At 64.3% G+C, this 19,041-nt stretch carries 18 protein-coding genes; 14 read left to right on the top strand and 4 right to left on the bottom strand.

Annotated elements, in window-relative coordinates:
- Positions 1-100: 100 nt before the first annotated feature.
- On the top strand, positions 101-607 hold the full coding sequence (locus M5B99_RS23185; RefSeq protein WP_248806250.1) for a sigma-70 family RNA polymerase sigma factor: 507 nt from the start codon (positions 101-103) through the stop codon (positions 605-607).
- A complete protein-coding gene (locus M5B99_RS23180; RefSeq protein WP_248806249.1) occupies positions 604-1,353 on the top strand; it encodes an anti-sigma factor family protein in 750 nt (249 codons plus the stop codon). Before M5B99_RS23185 ends, M5B99_RS23180 begins: the two co-directional genes overlap by 4 nt.
- A 164-nt stretch (positions 1,354-1,517) precedes the next feature.
- Here the strand turns inward: M5B99_RS23180 and M5B99_RS23175 are convergent, their stop codons facing one another.
- Positions 1,518-2,354 (bottom strand): IclR family transcriptional regulator, encoded by an 837-nt coding sequence (locus tag M5B99_RS23175; protein ID WP_248806248.1) that lies wholly within the window; start codon positions 2,352-2,354, stop codon positions 1,518-1,520.
- Positions 2,355-2,599: 245 nt separating this feature from the next.
- Between M5B99_RS23175 and M5B99_RS23170 the strand changes: the two genes are divergently transcribed.
- The 9 genes from M5B99_RS23170 to M5B99_RS23130 all read left to right on the top strand — a co-directional run bounded on the left by M5B99_RS23170 (position 2,600) and on the right by M5B99_RS23130 (position 11,991).
- Positions 2,600-3,628, top strand: coding sequence for an ABC transporter ATP-binding protein (locus tag M5B99_RS23170; RefSeq protein ID WP_248806247.1), 1,029 nt, complete (start codon positions 2,600-2,602; stop codon positions 3,626-3,628).
- The gene (locus M5B99_RS23165) at positions 3,625-4,500 is read left to right on the top strand and encodes an ABC transporter permease (RefSeq protein WP_248806246.1); all 876 of its coding nucleotides are present in this window, start codon (positions 3,625-3,627) and stop codon (positions 4,498-4,500) included. Before M5B99_RS23170 ends, M5B99_RS23165 begins: the two co-directional genes overlap by 4 nt.
- Positions 4,501-5,295 carry an ABC transporter permease gene (locus M5B99_RS23160; RefSeq protein ID WP_248806245.1) on the top strand — a complete coding sequence of 265 codons (795 nt, stop codon included), beginning with the start codon at positions 4,501-4,503 and terminating at the stop codon, positions 5,293-5,295.
- A gap of 7 nt (positions 5,296-5,302) precedes the next feature.
- Complete coding sequence (locus M5B99_RS23155; protein ID WP_248806244.1) at positions 5,303-5,593, top strand: (2Fe-2S)-binding protein; 291 nt, start codon at positions 5,303-5,305, stop codon at positions 5,591-5,593.
- A gap of 54 nt (positions 5,594-5,647) precedes the next feature.
- Positions 5,648-7,003, top strand: a complete 1,356-nt coding sequence (locus M5B99_RS23150) for an NAD(P)/FAD-dependent oxidoreductase (protein ID WP_248806243.1) — start codon at positions 5,648-5,650, stop codon at positions 7,001-7,003.
- Positions 7,000-8,115, top strand: a complete 1,116-nt coding sequence (locus M5B99_RS23145) for an NAD(P)/FAD-dependent oxidoreductase (protein ID WP_248806242.1) — start codon at positions 7,000-7,002, stop codon at positions 8,113-8,115. The genes M5B99_RS23150 and M5B99_RS23145 overlap by 4 nt, the downstream gene beginning before the upstream one ends.
- Positions 8,116-8,148: 33 nt before the next feature.
- A complete protein-coding gene (locus M5B99_RS23140) occupies positions 8,149-9,201 on the top strand; it encodes an ABC transporter substrate-binding protein (protein WP_248806241.1) in 1,053 nt (350 codons plus the stop codon).
- Between the two features lie 235 nt (positions 9,202-9,436).
- Positions 9,437-10,582, top strand: a complete 1,146-nt coding sequence (zapE, locus tag M5B99_RS23135) for a cell division protein ZapE (RefSeq protein ID WP_248806240.1) — start codon at positions 9,437-9,439, stop codon at positions 10,580-10,582.
- 98 nt (positions 10,583-10,680) lie between these two features.
- Positions 10,681-11,991, top strand: coding sequence for a leucine-rich repeat-containing protein kinase family protein (locus tag M5B99_RS23130; RefSeq protein WP_248806239.1), 1,311 nt, complete (start codon positions 10,681-10,683; stop codon positions 11,989-11,991).
- A 214-nt stretch (positions 11,992-12,205) separates the two neighbouring features.
- Here M5B99_RS23130 and M5B99_RS23125 read toward each other — a convergent pair whose 3' ends face one another.
- Entirely contained in the window at positions 12,206-12,910 is a 705-nt protein-coding gene (locus tag M5B99_RS23125) for a YebC/PmpR family DNA-binding transcriptional regulator (protein WP_248806238.1), read from the bottom strand.
- Between the two features lie 215 nt (positions 12,911-13,125).
- Between M5B99_RS23125 and M5B99_RS23120 the strand changes: the two genes are divergently transcribed.
- The gene (locus M5B99_RS23120) at positions 13,126-14,958 is read left to right on the top strand and encodes a type VI secretion system Vgr family protein (protein ID WP_248806237.1); all 1,833 of its coding nucleotides are present in this window, start codon (positions 13,126-13,128) and stop codon (positions 14,956-14,958) included.
- On the opposite strand, the gene M5B99_RS23115 is transcribed toward M5B99_RS23120, so the two are convergent.
- Positions 14,904-15,788: a LysR substrate-binding domain-containing protein gene (locus M5B99_RS23115; RefSeq protein ID WP_248806236.1), complete on the bottom strand. Its 885-nt coding sequence runs from the start codon at positions 15,786-15,788 to the stop codon at positions 14,904-14,906. The two genes, M5B99_RS23120 and M5B99_RS23115, sit on opposite strands and share 55 nt — an antisense overlap.
- Before the next feature lie 113 nt (positions 15,789-15,901).
- On the opposite strand from M5B99_RS23115, the gene M5B99_RS23110 reads away from it, so the two are divergent.
- Entirely contained in the window at positions 15,902-17,011 is a 1,110-nt protein-coding gene (locus M5B99_RS23110) for a 2-aminoethylphosphonate--pyruvate transaminase (RefSeq protein WP_248806235.1), read from the top strand.
- A 56-nt stretch (positions 17,012-17,067) separates the two neighbouring features.
- On the top strand, positions 17,068-17,895 hold the full coding sequence (gene phnX / locus M5B99_RS23105; protein ID WP_248806234.1) for a phosphonoacetaldehyde hydrolase: 828 nt from the start codon (positions 17,068-17,070) through the stop codon (positions 17,893-17,895).
- Positions 17,896-18,126: 231 nt separating this feature from the next.
- On the opposite strand, the gene M5B99_RS23100 is transcribed toward phnX, so the two are convergent.
- The coding region (locus M5B99_RS23100) for a DUF2855 family protein (protein ID WP_248806233.1) at positions 18,127-19,041 on the bottom strand (915 nt) is incomplete at its 5' end.

Below are 19,041 nucleotides of genomic sequence, written 5' to 3'. Positions count from 1 at the left end.
ATTTTTTCGGATATTTATTTTCCGGCCATTGGAATAACCTTCGAAGCCAGGCGTCTTGCTAGTCCAAGCGTAGTGACTGGTTAAGAACCTGCAGGATTCCATGAACGATCTCGATGAGCAGTTACGTGAACTGATCCCCCGGATGCGGCGCTTCGCCGTATCGCTGACGCGCAATCCCAGCAGCGCCGACGACCTGGTCCAGGCCAGCCTGGAGCGGGCGCTGTCGAGTTGGGGTAACAAACGGGTGGAAGGTGACCTGCGGGCCTGGCTGTTCTCGATCCTGTATCGACAATTCATCGACTCCCAGCGGCGCGGCAAACGCTATGCGCGGATGCTCGAGTTCTTTACCGGCCGCGACGACACCCAGCCCTCGGTGGAACGCACGGTGGTGGCCCAATCGACCCTGGAAGCCTTCGAGCTGCTGCCCACCGAACAACGGGCGTTGTTGCTCTGGGTCTCGGTGGAAGGTTTGAGTTATAAGGAAGTCGCCGAGATTCTCGACGTCCCCACCGGCACCGTGATGTCGCGTCTGTCCCGCGCCCGCCAGGCCCTGCGCCAGCTCAGCGAAGGCGAAATCACCAGCCCCTCCCTGCGGATATTGAAATGATCACTATTCCTCCAAGCGAACGCGACCTGCACGCCTACGTCGACCATCAGCTCAGCGAAGCCGATCGGCAGGTGCTGGAGGCGTACCTGGCAAGCAACCCGGAACTGGCCGAACAGGTCCGCGACTGGCAGCGCGATGCCCAACACTTGCGGGCGGCCCTGGGTGGTGCCCTGCAGATGCCAGCAAACCCGGAGCTGGACCCGAGTGTGATTCGCCGGCGCCTGCGCGGTCAGTCCCGGCGGCACCTGGCCAGCGCCGCGGTACTACTGATTGCCGTGAGCGTCGGCGGTGTCAGCGGCTGGCAGGCGCGGCAGATGACTTTCCCGCAGCCCGCGCCAATGGCCGATGCGGTGCAAGCCTATCGTATGTTCGCCACCCAGGACATCCTGCCGGCGGACTTCAAGGTCGAGCAGAACGGTGACCTGCAAGGCTGGCTCGACCGTTATTTCACCCAGGCCAACCGCTTGCCGAACTTGCAGAATGCCGGGTTCAAACCGGTCAGTGCGCGCTTGCTGAGCACCGAGCAGGGCGCGGCGGCCATGGTGTTGTATGAGAACCCGCAAGGCCAACGGATCAGCTACTACGTGCGGCCACCGGGACCGCAGAACCATCTGCTGGACCGCGGCGGGCGGCGCGATGGCGAGTTGCAGGCCGAATACTGGTCCGGCAGCGGCTACAACTACGCGATGGTGACCCCGGCGGACAGCCCGGCGGCACAGCTGTTGCAACAGACCACGCGGTTCTAGGGGCTGAGGTTTTCGCTGTTCTTGAGGGCCCTTTCGCGGGCAAGCTCCGCTCCCACAACATCGAAGTCGTACACAAACTCTGTGTACAACCGAGATCCTGTGGGAGCGGAGCTTGCCCGCGAAGAGGCCCTTGAGTTCCCCCAAGAACGTCCAAGCCGGGCCCCTTACTGCGCAGCACCAAATATCTGCGACGGCCGCCGCAGCAACGGATCAAACGGATTGATCCGCGGTCCGATCGCCGCCGCCTCGCGCTTGAGCAACTCCACCACCGTCGGCAGGCGGTCCGGCCCCAGGCGGTCGCTGATGGTGGCCACGCTCAACGCCGCCACCGCCCGCCCCTCGCGATCGAGGATCGGTACCGCCACCCCGGCCATGCCCTGCAACACCCCGGTGTTGCGCCCGGCATAGCCGAGCTTGCGCACATTCTCCACCTCGGAACGCAGCAGCACTTCGTCATACAGATGAAAATCCCGCAGCCGCGGCAGGTTGTAGCGGATCACCGTTTCGCGCTCCTCTTCCGGCAGGAAGGCGAGGATCGCCAGGCTGCCCTGTCCCACGCCCAGGGCCACGCGCCCACCGATATCGCCAGTAAAGGTGCGGATCGGAAACGGCCCCTCGCTACGGTCCAGGCAGATCGCATCGAAGCCGCTGCGAGCCAGGAGGAACAACGAATCCCCCAGCGATGCCGACAAACGCAATAACGCCGGGCGCACCAGTTCACGCAGGTTGCCGGTCTGCCCGGCCCGGGCCGCGAGGGCAAAAAAATCCAGACTCAGGCGATAGCGTTTGCTGCGCCCGTCCTGCTCCACCATGCCCTCGTCCACCAGGCTGCGCAGCAGCCGGTGGGTGGTCGGCTGGGACAAACCGACCCGTTCGGCCAACTGGGTCACCCGTTCGCCGCCCTCCGGCGTCTCCCCCAGGCTGCGCAACACGGCAAACAGCCGGGACACCGCGCTGACACCCACTTCGTTTTTCTTGTCATTCCGCTCAGTGGAATCCATTGATACTTTTCTCACCTGAAAATTTATTCAATGAATGAAAATGAAAATAATCATTCTTTCAGTGAAATTCACTCTTTCGCACATCCTAGGCTTCGTCCTACTCTGCGTCCACAAGGGGCGATTCGAACAACACCGGTAGCCGACACAAGTCGAGCACCACGCACCCCGGCAATACCCTTTCGTCTCTGCCCATGACAAAAAAGTGCGCCCCGGCGCACACAACAACACACAGGTGGAACGCAGTTATGGCCTTTCTACGACTTGATGGCGTGTGCAAGCGTTATGGCGAGATCGATGCCGTGGTCGCCACGCATCTCTCGGTGGACAAGGGCGAGTTCGTCTCGTTGCTCGGCCCCTCCGGTTGCGGCAAGACCACAACCTTGCAAATGATCGCCGGCTTCGTCGAAGTCAGCGCCGGCGCGATCATTCTCGACAACCGCGACATCACCCACGCCAAGCCCAGCAGTCGCGGTCTCGGCGTGGTGTTCCAGAGCTATGCGCTGTTTCCCCATATGAGCGTCGAAGACAACGTCGCCTTCGGCCTGCGCATGCGCAAGGTGCCGGCCGCCGAGGTGCGCAAACGGGTGGCGACGGTCTTGCAACTGGTGCGCCTGAACCAGCATGCCGAGCGTTATCCTCGCGAGCTGTCCGGCGGCCAGCGCCAGCGGGTCGCCCTCGCCCGCGCCCTGGTGATCGAACCGCCGGTGCTGTTGCTCGACGAACCGCTATCCAACCTCGATGCCAATCTGCGCGAAGAGATGCAGTTCGAGATTCGTCGCATTCAGCGCGAAGTCGGTATCACCACGCTGATGGTCACCCACGACCAGGCCGAAGCGCTGTCCATCAGCGACCGCGTGGTGGTGATGCAGGCCGGGCGCATCACCCAGATCGACGAACCCTACAAACTCTACGAACACCCGCGCACGCGCTTTATTTCCGGCTTCGTCGGCAAGGCCAACCTGCTGCCGGGAGACCGTGATGCCAGCGGCTGCCCGCAAGTCCGGCAACTGCCGGGCGAAGGCGAATTGACCCTCAGCCTGCGCCCGGAAAAGATCGACCTGCTGGCCGCCGGCAGCGGCCGTTTGCCCGGCAGGATCCTCAGCCGCTTCTTTCTCGGCAGCCAATGGCTGTACCGGATCGATACGGCTGTCGGCGAACTCACGGTGGTGCGCCGCAATGACGGTTCGGCGCCGCTGAACGAAGGCACGACGGTGGGCCTGGATTGGCCGGCCGAGCTGTTGCGGGTGCTGGAGCACGGCGAGGTGCCGGCATGAGCCTGCTCGCGCGGATGCGCCAGGGACGGCACGGTTACCTGTTGTCGGCGCCGGCGCTGCTGCTCTACCTCGGCCTGCTGATCCTGCCGCTGGGGCTGACTGCCGTGCTGTCGTTCAACGTCTTCGATTACCAGACCGGGGTCAAAAACGACGCCTACACCCTGGAACACTACGGCGTGCTATTCAGCGATCCGTACTTCTATGAAATTTTCCTGCGGACCTTCTGGATCAGCGGCCTGACCACCCTGCTCTGCGTGCTGATCGGGGTGCCCGAAGCCTACATCCTCAGCCGCATGGGCACGCCCTGGCGCTCGATCTTCCTGATCCTGATTCTCACCCCGTTGCTGATTTCGGTGGTGGTCCGGGCTTTCGGCTGGAGCCTCCTGCTCGGTGCCGACGGCCTGGTCAACCAGAGCCTGCACGCCTTCGGCCTGGCGCCGATGAAGCTGCTCTACACACCGTTCGCGGTAGTGGTCGCCCTGGTCCACGTGATGTTGCCGTTCATGATCATCCCGGTCTGGACCTCGTTGCAAAAACTCGATCCGGCCGCCGAGCAGGCCGCGCTGTCCCTTGGCGCCAGCCATGCCAAGGTGATGCGCCTGGTGGTATTGCCGCAGGTGATGCCCGGGGTGCTGTCCGGCACGCTGATCGTGTTCGGCCTGTCCGCCAGCTCCTTCGCAATTCCCGGCCTGCTCGGCGGACGCCGCCTGAAGATGGTCGCGACCCTGGTCTACGACCAGTACCTCTCGGAGCTCAACTGGCCGATGGGCGCGGCGATTGCCGTGGTGCTGTTGCTGCTCAACCTGCTGATCATGCTGTCGTGGAACCGGATGATCGAGCGTCGCTACAAAAAATCCCTGGGGGCCGCGTAAATGTCCAGAAACGGCCCGTTGGCCCTGCTGTTCCATAGCCTGATCGTGGTGTTCATGCTGGCGCCGCTGGTGGTGGTGTGCCTGGTGGCCTTCACTCCGGAAAACACCCTCAGCCTGCCGACCACGGACTTCTCGTTGCGTTGGTTCCGCGCGGTGTTCGAACGCGCGGACTTTGTCCAGGCGTTCTACAACAGCCTGATCCTGGCCTTCAGCGCCGCCAGCCTGGCGACCTTGATCGCGGTCCCGGCGGCCCTGGCGATGACCCGCCACCCATTTCCCGGGCGGGACTTTCTCAATGGCCTGTTTCTCTCGCCGATCATCATTCCGCACCTGGTGCTCGGGGTCGCCTTGTTGCGCCTGTTCGCCCTGATGAAGGTCAATGGCAGCTTCGCCTGGCTGATCGGCGCCCATGTGCTGGTGATCACGCCTTATGTTCTGCGCCTGGTACTGGCTGCCGCCATCGGCATGGACCGCAGCGCCGAGCAGGCCGCCGAATCCCTCGGTGCCGGGCGCTTCACCCTGTTCCGCCAGATCACCCTGCCGATGATCCTGCCCGGCGTGGCCGGCGGTTGGCTGCTGGCCTTTATCAACAGCTTCGACGAAGTGACGCTGTCGATCTTCGTCACCTCCCCTTCGACCCAGACCCTGCCGGTACGCATGTACGTGTACGCCACCGAATCCATCGACCCGATGATGGCGGCGGTCTCGGCCCTGGTGATCGCGCTGACCGCGCTGACGATGATTCTGCTCGACCGGGTCTACGGCCTGGACCGGGTACTGGTAGGCAAACAATGAGGCCGACATGGCGCTGCTGACACGACTGGCCGAAGGCGACCGCCCGGCCCTGGACTTTACCCTCGACGGCGAACCGGCCAGCGGTTTGCAGGGCGATACCCTGCTGACCGCGCTGCTCACCGCCGGTGAATACCTGCGCCACAGCGACTTCAGCGGCGAGCCCCGCGCCGGGTTCTGCCTGATGGGTGCCTGCCAGGATTGCTGGGTCAGGCTGGCCGACGGGCGCCGGGTGCGCGCCTGCTCGACAATGCTCGAAGCCGGCCAGCAGGTGAGTCGGGAAGGGAGAACACCAGCATGACGTACGTACCGGTAAAAGACCGCGGTACTTATTCCGGAAGGCGGCCGGCCACCCATGTCTGAGATCGTCATCGTCGGGGCCGGACCGGCCGGTATTCGTGCCGCACAAACCCTGGTTGCCCATGGCCTGCGCCCCTGCCTGCTGGATGAAGCCGCGCGCGGCGGCGGGCAGATCTATCGACGCCAGCCGGAGAACTTCCGCCGTTCGCCGGTGAAGCTCTACGGTTTCGAAGCCCGCAAGGCGGCGGCGATTCATCAGACTCTGGACCATCTGCGCGACCAACTCGACTACCGGCCCGACACCTTGGTGTGGAACGCCGAGGACGGTGCCCTCGACACCTTGCAGCAAGGTCGTGCCGGGCGCCTGGAGTACTCGAAGGTGATCGTCGCCACCGGCGCTACCGACCGGGTGCTGCCGATCCCCGGCTGGACCCTGCCCGGAGTCTACAGTCTCGGTGCCGCGCAGATTGCCCTGAAGTACCAGGGCTGTGCCATCGGCCAAAGGGTGGTGTTCGCCGGCAGCGGGCCGCTGTTGTACCTGGTGGCCTATCAATACGCCAAGGCCGGGGCGAAGGTGTTGGCGCTGCTCGACAGCTCGACCTTCAGTGCCCAGTGCCGCGCCCTGCCCGCTTTGCTCAGGCAACCGCTGACCCTCGCCAAGGGCCTGTATTACCGCAGCTGGCTGACAACCCATGGCATCCCGGTACACCAGAACGCCCATCTGCAACAGGTCGACGGCGAGCACCGCATACAGTCATTGCGTTGGCGCCAGGGCGGCGTCCTGCGGTCTATCGACTGCGATGCGCTGGCCTTCGCCCACGGGCTGCGCAGCGAAACCCAATTGGCCGATCTGCTGGGCTGCCGTTTCAGTTGGAACCCCTTGAACCGCGCCTGGCTACCGGAGCGCGACAGCGCCGGGCGCAGCAGCGTGGCCGGGGTCTACCTGGCCGGCGATGGCGCCGGAATCATGGGTGCCGATGCGGCGGAAATGGCCGGCGAACGCGCCGCCCTGGCCCTGCTGGAAGACCTGGGACGCGCCGTCGATCGGCCTCGAACAGTGTTTCTGCAGAGTCGCCTGCAGCGGATCGATGGCTTCCGCCAAGGCTTGGAACAGGCCTTCCCCTTCCCCGAGCGCTGGGCCGCGGACGCGCCGGACACACTGATGCTGTGCCGTTGCGAGGAAGTCAGCGTCGGCGAGGTGCGGGCGGTGGTCCGCGAGGGCCACTGGGAAATCAATCGGGTCAAGGCCCATTGCCGGGTCGGCATGGGTCGCTGCCAGGGCCGGATCTGCGGCGCGGCGGCGGCGGAAATCATTGCCCGTGAAAGCGGCCTGGGCCTGGACAGCATTGGCCGTTTGCGCGCCCAGGCGCCGATCAAGCCGCTGCCGTTCGGCGTGGAGGTCGCACCATGATCGAAGTCGACGTAGTGATTCTCGGTGGCGGCATTGTCGGCGCTTCGGCGGCCCTGGCCCTGAGTCGCCAAGGCCGGAGCGTGGCGCTGCTGGAGCGGGACTTCTGCGGCTCGCACTCCAGCGGTGTGAACTACGGCGGCGTGCGCCGTCAGGGCCGACCGCTGTCGCAGTTGCCGCTGTCCCAGCGCGCCCACGGGATCTGGGCCCGCCTGCCTGAATTGATCGGTATCGATGGCGAATACCAGCGTTCGGGACATCTCAAGCTGGCCCGCAGCCTCGACGACCTGGCCGCCCTGCAAGCCTATGCCGACAGCAGCCAGGGCTTCGGGCTCAACCTGCAAGTGCTTGATCGCGAGCAGCTACGCCAGCGTTTTCCATGGGTAGGCCAGGTCGCCGAAGGCGCCTCCTTCTGCCCCGACGACGGTCACGCCAATCCCCGACTGGTCTCTCCGGCGTTTGCCCGGGCCGCGCGCCTGCTTGGCGCGACGGTGCTGGAGCAGAGCGAGGTGACCCAGGTCGAGCATGACGGCCGACGCTTTGCCCTGCACACGCAAAAGGGCCTCGAAGTTCGCGCCCACTGGCTGCTCAATTGCGCCGGTGCCTGGGCCGGCAGCCTGGCCGCGCAGTTCGGTGAAGCGGTGCCGATGCACTCCGGCCATCCGGCGATGTTGGTGACCGAACCCTTGCCCCTGGTGATGGACGCCAGCACCGGCGTCGAGGGCGGTGGTATCTATGCCCGCCAGGTCAGTCGCGGCAACTGCGTTTTGGGGGGTGGCCAGGGTTTTGCCCTTGACCACGCCCGTGCCCGACCGGGGCAGAGCGCCGTGCTGGAGATTCTGCGCCAGGCCGTCGAGCTCTATCCGTTCCTGCAAGGGGCCCAGGCGATTCGCACCTGGAGCGGCACCGAAGGCTATCTGCCCGACCGCCAACCGGTGATCGGCCCGAGCAGTACCCAACCCGGCCTGCTGCACGCCTTCGGCTTTGCCGGGGCGGGCTTCCAGATCGGCCCGGCAGTGGGCGAAGTCCTCGCCGAACTGGTATGCCAGGGCCGGTCATCGACGCCGATCGAAGCTTTTTCCATTACCCGTTTCCACGCCACTCCCGCCGTTTGAGCGGGCCGTCAGAACCCAGAGGAAGATCGCGCCATGAAGAAGACTCCACGCAATGCCCTGATCGGTTTGTCCTGCCTGCCTCTCATGGCCCTGCTCGGCGCCGCGCCGGCCCAGGCCGAGCCCACGCTGTACCTGGGCATGAACGGCGGGACCATGGAGCGATTGTACAGCGACAAGGTGCTGCCGCCCTTCGAAAAGGCCAATCACGTCAAGGTGGTCATTGTACCGGGCACGTCCGCCGACATCCTCGCCAAGGTCCAGGCGAGCAAGGACAACCCGCAGTTGCACGTGATCTTCCTCGATGACGGGATCATGTACCGGGCGATCTCCATGGGCCTGTGCAGCAAGCTCGAAGACAGCCCGACCCTGGCGCAGATCCCGGCCAAGGGCCGGATCAAGGACCAGGCCGTGGCGGTCAGCCTGGGGGTGACCGGGCTGGCCTACAACACCCGGCTGTTCAAGGAAAAAGGCTGGGCCGCGCCGACCTCGTGGATGGACATGGCGGACAGCAAGTACAAGGACAAGCTGGTGTTCCAGTCGTTGTCGTCCTCGACCTTCGGCCTGCACGGTTTCCTGATGTTCAACCGGATCCAGGGCGGCAGCGAGACCAATGTCGAGCCGGGTTTCAAGGCCTGGCCGGGCAGCGTCGGACGTAATGTGCTGGAGTACATCCCGAGTTCGGCCAAGCTCTCGGAGATGGTCCAGACCGACGAGGCGGCGCTGTTTCCGCTGACTCCGACCCAGGTCACCGCGCTCAAACTCAAGGGCATTCCGGTGGAGTACGCGCAACCCAAGGAAGGCGCGGTGGTTCTGAACGTCGCCGAATGTGCGATCGCCAACAACACCGAGCCGGCATTGGCGCAGAAACTCGCCGAGTTCCTCCTGACTCCCGAGGCCCAGGCGGCGGCACTGGAGGATGGCGACCAGATTCCGTCCAACCCCAACACCCCGACCACCGACAAGACCCGCGGCCAGGTCGAGGCCATGAAGCAATACCTGGACACCGCGGTGGCGATCGACTGGGATCAGGTCAACCTGCTGCGGCCGGAGTGGAATGCCCGCTGGAACCGTAGTATCGAGCGCTAGAGGCCGCAATCACTCACCTGAGAGGGCCATCACGGGGTGGCCTGCTCACACACTCCAATCCGGTATCACGTTGTCGATAGGGGACCGGCTGGCGGCGTGGCCTGGCCGACGCACCGGGGATTGGTTAAATTAGCGCGACCATCTGCAAGATAGCGTTGACCTTCGCGGAGTGCGATGCTTGTCACGCCACCATGGCCCAGACGCTCTGGTTTTTTACACAAGGGGATCTTCTCCGTTGGCCGCTCCACCCCCTCATCGCCCTGGCGTGAAATCCCGCTGGCCAGCCTTGCGCCGCTTCTTCGGCAAGTCTCTCGCCAGTAAGGCCAGCGTCGTAACGCCGACCCACGACGTGCACGAGTATTTCCAGCGCAAGGCCAACCAGCAAGGCTATACCCTGAGCCCGAGCCAGCAGCGGGTCATCGAACGCATGGCGCAACAGGCCAGCGCGCTGCTGCACAGCGCACCCCAGGGCCGCCAGCGCAGCCTGTACCTGCACGGCGCCGTCGGACGAGGCAAGAGTTGGTTGCTGGACGGTTTTTTCCAGGCCGTGCCGATCGCCGAAAAGCAGCGGGTGCACTTCCACGACTTCTTTACCCACCTGCACCAGGGCATGTTCCGCCATCGGGAAACCCCGGATGCCCTGGGCCGAACCCTGGATGAGCTGCTCACGGACTGTCGACTGCTGTGCTTCGACGAGTTCCATGTCCATGATATCGGCGATGCCATGCTCATCAGTCGGCTGTTCAAGGCCCTGTTCCAGCGGGGCCTGCTGCTCTTGGTGACCTCCAATTACCCGCCCGAAGGCTTGCTGCCCAACCCGCTCTATCACGCCCGCTTCAAGCCGGTAATCGACCTGATCAACGCCCGTATGGAAGTCATGGAGGTCGGTGGCCCGCATGACTACCGCAGCCAGCCGCGCAGTCATGAGCAACAGCAATTCAGCCTGGGCCAGTACGTCTGGCCGGGCAGCCCGGCACAACGCCAGGCCCTGCAATTGCCGCAACGCCAGGCCCCGGCCTTTGCCCTGCAGGTCGGCACCCGACAACTGAAGGTGCGCCTGCGTGCCGAGCGCACCGTGCGTTTCGAGTTCGCCGACCTGTGCGACCAGCCCACGGCCGTGATGGACTATCTGGAACTGTGCCGACGCTTCGACACCTGGATCGTCGATGAACTGCCCAACCTGGAAGACTGCTCGATCGCGGCCCAGCAGCGTTTCATCAACCTGATCGACGTGCTGTACGACCAGGACAAGCGCCTGTTGCTGGTCGGTGAGCGGCCGTTGCGCGACAGCCTGGGCGGCAACGCCATCGACCTGGCGCGCACCCGCAGCCGGCTGGGGCAGTTGCTCGAAGTCGGGCCCGAGACCATCAACCGGGGCTGACCCCGCCTCGCACTCGCTCATCACAGCGCCGGAGCTGAACAACATTGCTATCATGGCGATCTTTTTTCGATGATCGCGACGAGTACTCACGCCCGCTTATGGATACCCTTGCCCAACTGCGCGCCGGCCAACTGACCGGTATCAAGCGACTCGACCTGTCCTGCGGGTTGACCGAGTTCCCCCGGGAAATTTTCCAGCTGGCCGACTCCCTGGAAATCCTCAATCTGAGCGGCAACGCCCTGAGCAGCCTGCCGGACGACCTGCACCGGCTGCCACACCTGCGCATCCTGTTCTGCTCGGACAACCTGTTCACCGAATTGCCGACCTGCCTGGGCCAGTGCGCCAAACTGAGCATGGTCGCCTTCAAGGCCAACCGCATCGAGCAGGTTCCGCCCGCCGCCCTGCCGCCCCTGCTGCGCTGGCTGATCCTGACCGACAACCGGATCACCGAGCTACCGGAGGAGTTGGGGCGCCGGCCCCTGCTGCAGAAGCTCATGCTCGCCGGCAATCGCCTGCGCGCCCTGCCCGCCAGCCTGGCGGACTGTCATCGGCTGGAACTGATCCGCATCGCCGCCAACCAGCTGGACGAGTTGCCCGAGTGGCTGCTGACCTTGCCGGGACTGGCCTGGATCGCCTATGCCGGTAACCCGAAGCTCGATCACACCGGTGAAGTGCTGGTCGGCGACAGCACCCCGAGCATCGACTGGAACCAGCTGCAACTTGCACAGCGACTGGGCGAAGGCGCCTCGGGGGTAATCAGCCAGGCCTGCTGGAGCCGTCCGGCGGCGCCGGCCTTGCCGGTGGCGGTCAAGCTGTACAAGGGCAGCATGACCAGCGACGGTTCGCCCCTGAATGAAATGAATGCCTGCATCGCGGCGGGCCTGCATCCGAACCTGATCAAGGTCGAAGGACGCATCAGCGGCCATCCCGATGCCCAGGCCGGCCTGGTGATGGAACTGATCGACCCGCAGTTCGCCAACCTTGCGGCGCTGCCGAGCCTCGACTCGTGCAGCCGTGATGTGTACCTGGACGGGACCCGTTTCAGTGCCGGGCAGGCCTTGCGCATGGCACGCGGGATCGCCTCGGTGGGTGCGCACCTGCATCGCCTGGGGCTCTGCCATGGCGACCTGTACGCACACAACATTCTCTACAACGAAGCCGGGGATTGCCTGCTCGGGGACTTTGGCGCCGCATCGTTCCATGCACCGGCCGACAGCCTGGAAACCCGTGCGCTGCAACGGATCGAGGTGCGTGCGTTCGGGATTCTGCTCGGCGAGTTGCTGGAGCGGATCGACGGGGAGATGGAGGCGCGCGTGCTGGAGTCGCTCAAGGACCTGCAGTCGCGCTGCATCCAGCCGGATGTGCTGGCTCGGCCGGGGTTCGAGGCGATCTGCGCAACCCTGGCGTAACCGATCAGGTAGCGGGCAGGCTTGCCCATCCCCGTCAGATAAGGGTGTGGGATACTGAAAGCGCCACCTGACTAATGTGGGAGCGGAGCTTGCCCGCGAAGCTTTTAGCGGCCTCAAGGGCCTCTTCGCGAGCACGCTCTGCTCCCACAGGGAGCGCATCAGACCTCAACCGAATGGCACCAGGGCTTTGCCGCTCGCCACGAGGGGGCCAGGATCAGCCCGCCAGGCCGACAAACATGTCCTGCACGTCGTCGTGGTTGTCCAGGCCTTCGAGGAAGGCTTCGACTTCGGCCATCTGCTCGTCGCTCAGGCCGCTGACCGGGTTCTTCGCCTGGTAACCCAGCTTGGCCGACAACACGGTGAAGCCTTGCTCCGGCAGGGCTTTCTGGACCGCATCGAGGTCGGTCGGCTCGGTGAGGAACAGGGTCGCGCCCTCTTCGCCCGGCTCGAAATCCTGGGCGCCCGCTTCAATCGCCGCCATTTCCGGGTCGGCATCCGGGCTGTCCGGGGAAGCTTCGATCAGGCCGACATGGTTGAAGTCCCAGGACACCGAACCCGACGCACCCAACTGGCCCTTGCGGAACGCCACACGGATTTCCGCCACGGTGCGGTTGATGTTGTCAGTGACACATTCAACGATCAGCGGCACCTGGTGCGGGGCGAAGCCTTCGTAGGTCACGCGGTGATACTGCACGGTTTCGCCCAACTGGCCCGAGCCTTTCTTGATGGCGCGTTCCAGGGTCTCACGGGGCATCGAGGCTTTTTTCGCCTGCTCGACCACCAGACGCAGGTGTGCGTTGGTGGCGACGTCCGCGCCGTTGCGCGCGGCGATGGTGATTTCCTTGACCAGTTTGCCAAAAATCTTGCCCTTGGCGTTGGCCGCCGCTTCTTTGTGTTTAACCTTCCACTGTGCGCCCATTACTCACTCTCTCGATCAGAGGCGTCGTGACATTTATTGGCCGACGCTTTGCCGCCCAGTTTATACGGCCAGTCCCCGCCAATCGACCAAAACCTGACGAAGATTACGACTCTACCCTGATGTTCGTAGGCAATTTCCCAAACATCGTTTTGCAGTGTCCAGGTACCCGCGGCTTTTCGTACCCTCTGCCGCAAAATCCGTGGAGAAGAGACGAAATGCCTCAGGACAAGGAACGCCAGATCTCACTGACCATCGGCCTGCTCCCTGACCCCTTGCCGGTCATCCGCTTCAAGGGCCGCGAGGCCTTGAACGAACCCTTTCGCTTCGAAATGGAACTGCTGGGCGACACCGCCCTGGACCTGGAAACCCTGCTGCATCGCCCGGCCCTACTGAGTCTGGGCCGTGGGCAAGCCAGCTGGCATGGGATCATTCAGGAAATCAGCAGCCGCTACCTGGAGCCACGGCTCTATCATTACCAGGTGGTGTTGGTGCCACGCCTGCAAGCCCTGGCACGTTGCCCGCGACGCCGGGCCTTTTGCAACCTGAGTGTCCCGGCGATTCTCCTGCGGCTCCTTGAAGCCCACGATCTGGAAAGCGCCGATTACCGCTTCGAACTCGAGCATGGCCTCTATCCGCGCCGGGCTCTGTGCCTGCAGCAGGATGAAAACGACCTGCAGCTGCTGAACCGGCTGTGTGAGGAAGAAGGCATCCACTATCACTTCGAACAGGCACCGCAACGACATGTCCTGGTGTTCGCCGAAGACCCGCAAAGCTTTCCCGATCGGGCCGGTGTAGTGCCTTGTCACGACAGTGCCTCGGGACTGGAACAGCCCTTTATCAGCCAACTCTACGAGCGTCACCAGATGCTCGCCAGTCATGACCGCCGAGTGCCCGGCCATACGCTTGCGTGGCCAACCCCGGCGCCCGACGATGGCGCCGCCAACCAGGCCAACGCCTATGGCCTGCACACCACCCCCCCCACACCGCGCCAGCGCCACGAACAGCAACGCAGCCAGCGCACCCTCGAGCGGCTGCGCTGCGAACAACGCCAGATCCAGGGCTACAGCAATCTGGACAGCCTGCGCAGCGGCGAAGTCCGGCGGATCGGCGGCCATCCACGCCAGGCGCTCAATGATCAATGGCTGATCACCGAGGTGCAGCATCTGGGCGAACAGTGCCTGGACCGATATCCCGTCGACGCCTTCTGTATCGAGGATGAGGAACGCCTGCATGACGAGTGTTTCAGCGACGGCTACAGCAATCACTTCAGGGCCATCCCCTGGGCAACGCCGTTTCGTCCCTCCTTACGGGAAAAACAACCGGCCGCGTTGGGCTACCAGGTCGGCACGGTACTCGGTGCTCAGGCCGGTACCGCCCGCCCGGATGCCCAGGGACGCCTGCGGGTACAATTGCCGGACAGCATCCAGCCCGCGGACTGCGCGCCGGGTTGCTGGGTCTCGCCCGGGGTCGCGCAAGGCCGGGCCCCCCGGGTCGGCAGCCAGGTGCTGATCGACTTTGTCGAGAATGAGCCGGACCAACCGCTGATCTGTGGTTTTCTCACCGATCGGGACCTGCACGCCGCCTTTGACCCGCCGCCCCTGGCCGACAGGCCGCCCGGCGCTGCGGCCCCCTGGGAGGGGCAAGAGAGCGATGCCGCACCGGGCGATGATCCCGGAGAGTTCTATCTGTACGAGCAACCCTATGAACTGCCGACTGCCGCCGCCCACTGTCTGTGCGAAAACATCTGGTACTTCGTACGAATGCCCCGACCCGGGCTCAAGGAACTGGCGCGCCTGAGTCGCGATGACATTCTTCTGGAAGGCCGCAGTGACAGCCGTGGCGCCGCCTTGCTGAGTCCGGCAGGCAGACGGCGACTGGCCCTGGAGTTGGCGGCCACGCCGGAGCAACTGTGGCTGCTCTACCCCGGACAATGCGTGGCCGTGCACGAGTATATCCAGCGACACTGGAGCCTGCGCCAGCGCCAGGCCTTTCTTCAGGACGGGCTGAATGCACCGAATGTTTCCGGTACCAGCCCAAGGAATGCCTGAATCAGCCGCAGTTCCTTGCGGCGCTCCAGGCACCCGATCTGGTGTCGGTTGCCCAGGCCATCACCGCTGATCGGCAGCGCCCGTACCCGGGGGTCGGGGCTGACTTCCAACGACGAAACGATACCCACCCCCAGCTCCGCGGCCACCGCTTCGGTCACTGCCTCGCGGCTGTCCAGCTCCAGCAGCACTCGCGGACTCACAGCGGCCTGGGCACAGGCCTGGTCAAAGGTGCGCCGGGTGATCGAACTCGGCTCGCGCAGCACCATGATCACCTGGTCCAGTTGCTCCAGGGCAATGCCCCGCGGTTCAGCCAGCCACGGATGGCCCTGGGGCACCAGCGCACAGACCCGCGACTCGCTGAGGGCTTGCAGGTACAGGCCCTTGCGCGGCTCGACCTCGGTCAGCACCGCCACATCGGCATGCTCGGACAACAACGCCGCCAGGGTTTCCTGGGCATTCCCCAGTCTCAGGTTGACGGTGATCCCCGGGTAGCGCGCCCGGAGCCGGGCGAGCATCGGCATGACCATATGCGGCCCGTCCGCGGCAATTTCCAGGCGCCCGGTCAACAGCTGTCGATTGGCTTCGAGCATGGCCTGGGCTTCCTCGACCAGGCCGAACATCGCCCGGGTAATCGCCGCCAGCCGCGTACCCTCGGCGGTCAGTTCCACCCGCCGCGCCGTGCGCCTGAGCAGGGTGATCTGGTAGTGCTCTTCCAGGGCCTTGATATGTCCGGTCACGGCCGGCTGGCTGATGAACAACCGGGCCGCGGCACGGGTAAAACTGCCCTCGCGGGCCACGGCATCGAATGCGCGCAGTTGGAACAGGTTCATAACTATCGGCCTCACTGATAGCTCGCATAACAACAAACAATTTGATTGATGACAAGCCAAACTGCAATTTATGCCCTGTATCCCGTCAACGATCCCCGCCGCGAGAAACCAGCATGCGTACTGCCGCCCACATCCTGCTCACCCCGGGCCCACTGACCACCTCGGCCCGCACTCGCCAGGCGATGAGCCTGGACTGGGGCTCCTGGGATGAAGGGTTCAACCAACTGACGGCGAGCCTTTGCGAACAACTGCTGGCAATTGTCAACGCTGCCGACAGCCATCACTGCGTGCCCTTGCAAGGCAGCGGCACCTTTGCCGTGGAAGCCGCCATCGGCACCCTGGTGCCACGGGACGGGAAAGTCCTGGTGCTGATCAATGGCGCCTATGGCAAGCGCCTGGCGAAGATCTGCGAAGTGCTGGGCCGTTCATTCAGCACCTTCGAAACCGCCGAGGACCAGCCAAGCACCGCCGTTGATGTCGAGCGTCTGCTGCTCGCCGACCCGACCCTCAGCCATGTCGCGCTGATCCACTGCGAAACCAGTACCGGCATCCTCAATCCGTTGGCGGAGATCGCCGAGGTGGTCGCGCGCTACGGCAAACGCCTGATCATCGACGCCATGAGCTCGTTCGGCGCCTTGCCCATCGACGCCCGCCGGGTGCCGTTCGAGGCGCTGATCGCCGCATCCGGCAAATGCCTGGAGGGCGTGCCCGGGATGGGGTTTGTCTTTGCCCGCAAGGACGCGCTGGCCGCGGCCGCCGGCAACTCCCATTCGCTGGCGATGGATTTGCACGATCAGCACGCTTATATGACCAAGACCGGTCAATGGCGCTTCACCCCGCCGACCCATGTGGTCGCGGCGCTGCACGAGGCACTGTTGCAGTACCACGAGGAAGGGGGCCTGCCCGCCCGTCTCGGCCGTTATGCCGACAACTGCCAGGTACTGCTGGAGGAAATGGCCCGGCTCGGCTTGCGCAGTTTCCTGCCGGCGGCGATCCAGGCGCCGATCATCGTGACCTTCCATGCACCGCAAGATCCGCGTTACCAGTTCAAGGCGTTCTACGAACGGGTCAAGGCCAAGGGCTTCATTCTTTATCCGGGCAAGCTGACCCGGGTCGAGACGTTTCGCGTGGGCTGCATCGGCCAGGTCGGGCGCCGGGATATGCAGGCGGCGGTCGCCGCTATCGCGCAGGTCCTGCGGGAAATGGAAGTGCTGGATATCTAGAGGCTCCTACAGGTCTGTATTCCAATTTTTTATCATCGTATTCAAGGCTGATCGACATGAACTATCGCAACCCCGCCCAACTGCAAGCCGCGATCCTCGACTGGGCCGGTACCGTCGTCGATTTCGGTTCGTTCGCTCCGACCCAGATCTTCGTCGAGGCCTTCGCCGAGTTCGACGTGCAAGTCTCCATCGAAGAAGCCCGCGGCCCCATGGGCATGGGCAAATGGGAGCATATCCGCACGCTGTGCGACCAGCCGGCGATCACCGAACGCTACCGCAAGGCGTTCGGCCGCGCCCCGGGCGATGACGACGTCACGGCCATCTACGAACGCTTCATGCCCCTGCAGATCGAGAAAATCGCCGAACACTCGGCACTGATTCCCGGTGCCCTGGAGACCATCGCCGAACTGCGCCGGCAGGGCCTGAAGATCGGTTCGTGCTCGGGTTATCCGGCCCGGGTCATGGAAAAGGTCGTGGCCCTGGCAGCCAGCAACGGCTATGTCGCCGACCACGTGGTGGCCACCGACGAAGTGCCGAACGGTCGCCCCTGGCCGGCCCAGGCCCTGGCCAACGTAATTGCGCTGGGCATCGACGATGTGGCCGCCTGCGTCAAGGTCGACGACACCGTCCCGGGGATCCTCGAAGGTCGTCGGGCCGGCATGTGGACCGTCGCCCTGGTATGTTCGGGCAATGCGCTGGGGCTGACCTACGAGCAGTACCGCAACCTCGACCGGGCAACCCTGGACGCCGAGCGCCAACGTATCCACCAACTGTTCACCGGCTCCCGGCCGCACTACCTGATCGACACCCTCAACGATCTGCCGCAGGTGATCGTCGATATCAACAAACGCCTGGCGAAAGGGGAAATGCCGCAGGGCAACTGATGTGGAATAGGTGCTTGTGTGGGAGCGGCTGCTTTTGTGGGAGCGGCTGCTTTTGTGGGAGCGGCTGCTTTTGTGGGAGCGGCTGCTTTTGTGGGAGCGGAGCTTGCCCGCGAAGCTTTTGGCGGCCTCATGGGCACCTTCGCGGGCAAGCTCCGCTCCCACACACAAGCTCCCCGCCCACATCAGGCCTGTGTTCGGGTCAAGTGCACAGCATCGCACCACACCGGGGTTTCAGAGCTTGATGATATTGCCCTGGGCCGGCGGCACCTGCCCGTGATAGAGCCGTGCGATCAGTTGCCGGGCGGCCTCGTAACCTTCATCGACAACCACCTCCAGCAACGGAGTCGGCCCTTCGCTCACCGTCCGGTAGAAACGTTGCAGGCCCTCGCCGATATAGCGGCTCACCCGCTCCGGTCCCCATTCGGCGTTACGCTTGCGAATCTGGATCGGCGCAAAGAAAAATACCGGCTGCGGTCCTTCGATCGCCGTGAGCCGGGCCTCGCCCGTGGTTTGCGCGGAACCGGCGAAGCAGCTGTAGACCAGCTGTCGGCCCAGGCGCTGATGCACCCGATCCCGCAGCGCCAGATCACCGGAAAAATCCACATACAGCGTCGGCTGGTCGGTGTCCAACAGCTCCAGTTCACCATAAGCCAAGGTCTGTTCATAACAGCCCAGCTCGGCGACAAACGCTCGGTTGGCCGAGGACGTCAACGCGACACGGGTCAGTTCTGGCCGGTCCTCCAGGCACACCGCCGTACCAAAGGCGGTCTTGCTCGACGCACTGGAGAACACCAGGCGCGTGGCACCGAAGAACTGGTTGTCCTGGAGGAAGTCGGCGAGCATCGCCGAGGTCAGGAACAACGGCTTGAGCAGGATCTGCAGGTCCTCGGTGCCCGCACTGTAGTAAGGGTCCCAACTGCAACGGGTGTACTGGTTGTAGGCCGAGGTCAGGTCCTGGCGCTGCTCCGCGGCATCATAAAAGCCCCGCTCGGTCACCCGCTCCGGTTTCATCCACAGATGGCTGGCCAGCGGAAAGTAGCCGTAGAAGCGCTCTCCCACCACCACCCCGTCGACATTCGAGACCAGCACATCGGCAAAGCCCCATACCGGTATATGGCCCCACTCCGCCTGCCCGGTAGGAAAAAA

The organism is Pseudomonas sp. MWU13-2100 (assembly GCF_023242365.1).
Classification (GTDB): Bacteria; Pseudomonadota; Gammaproteobacteria; order Pseudomonadales; family Pseudomonadaceae; genus Aquipseudomonas.
Note: the sequence above shows the minus strand (reverse complement) of the source record. Positions and strands in the feature narration are given on the sequence as shown.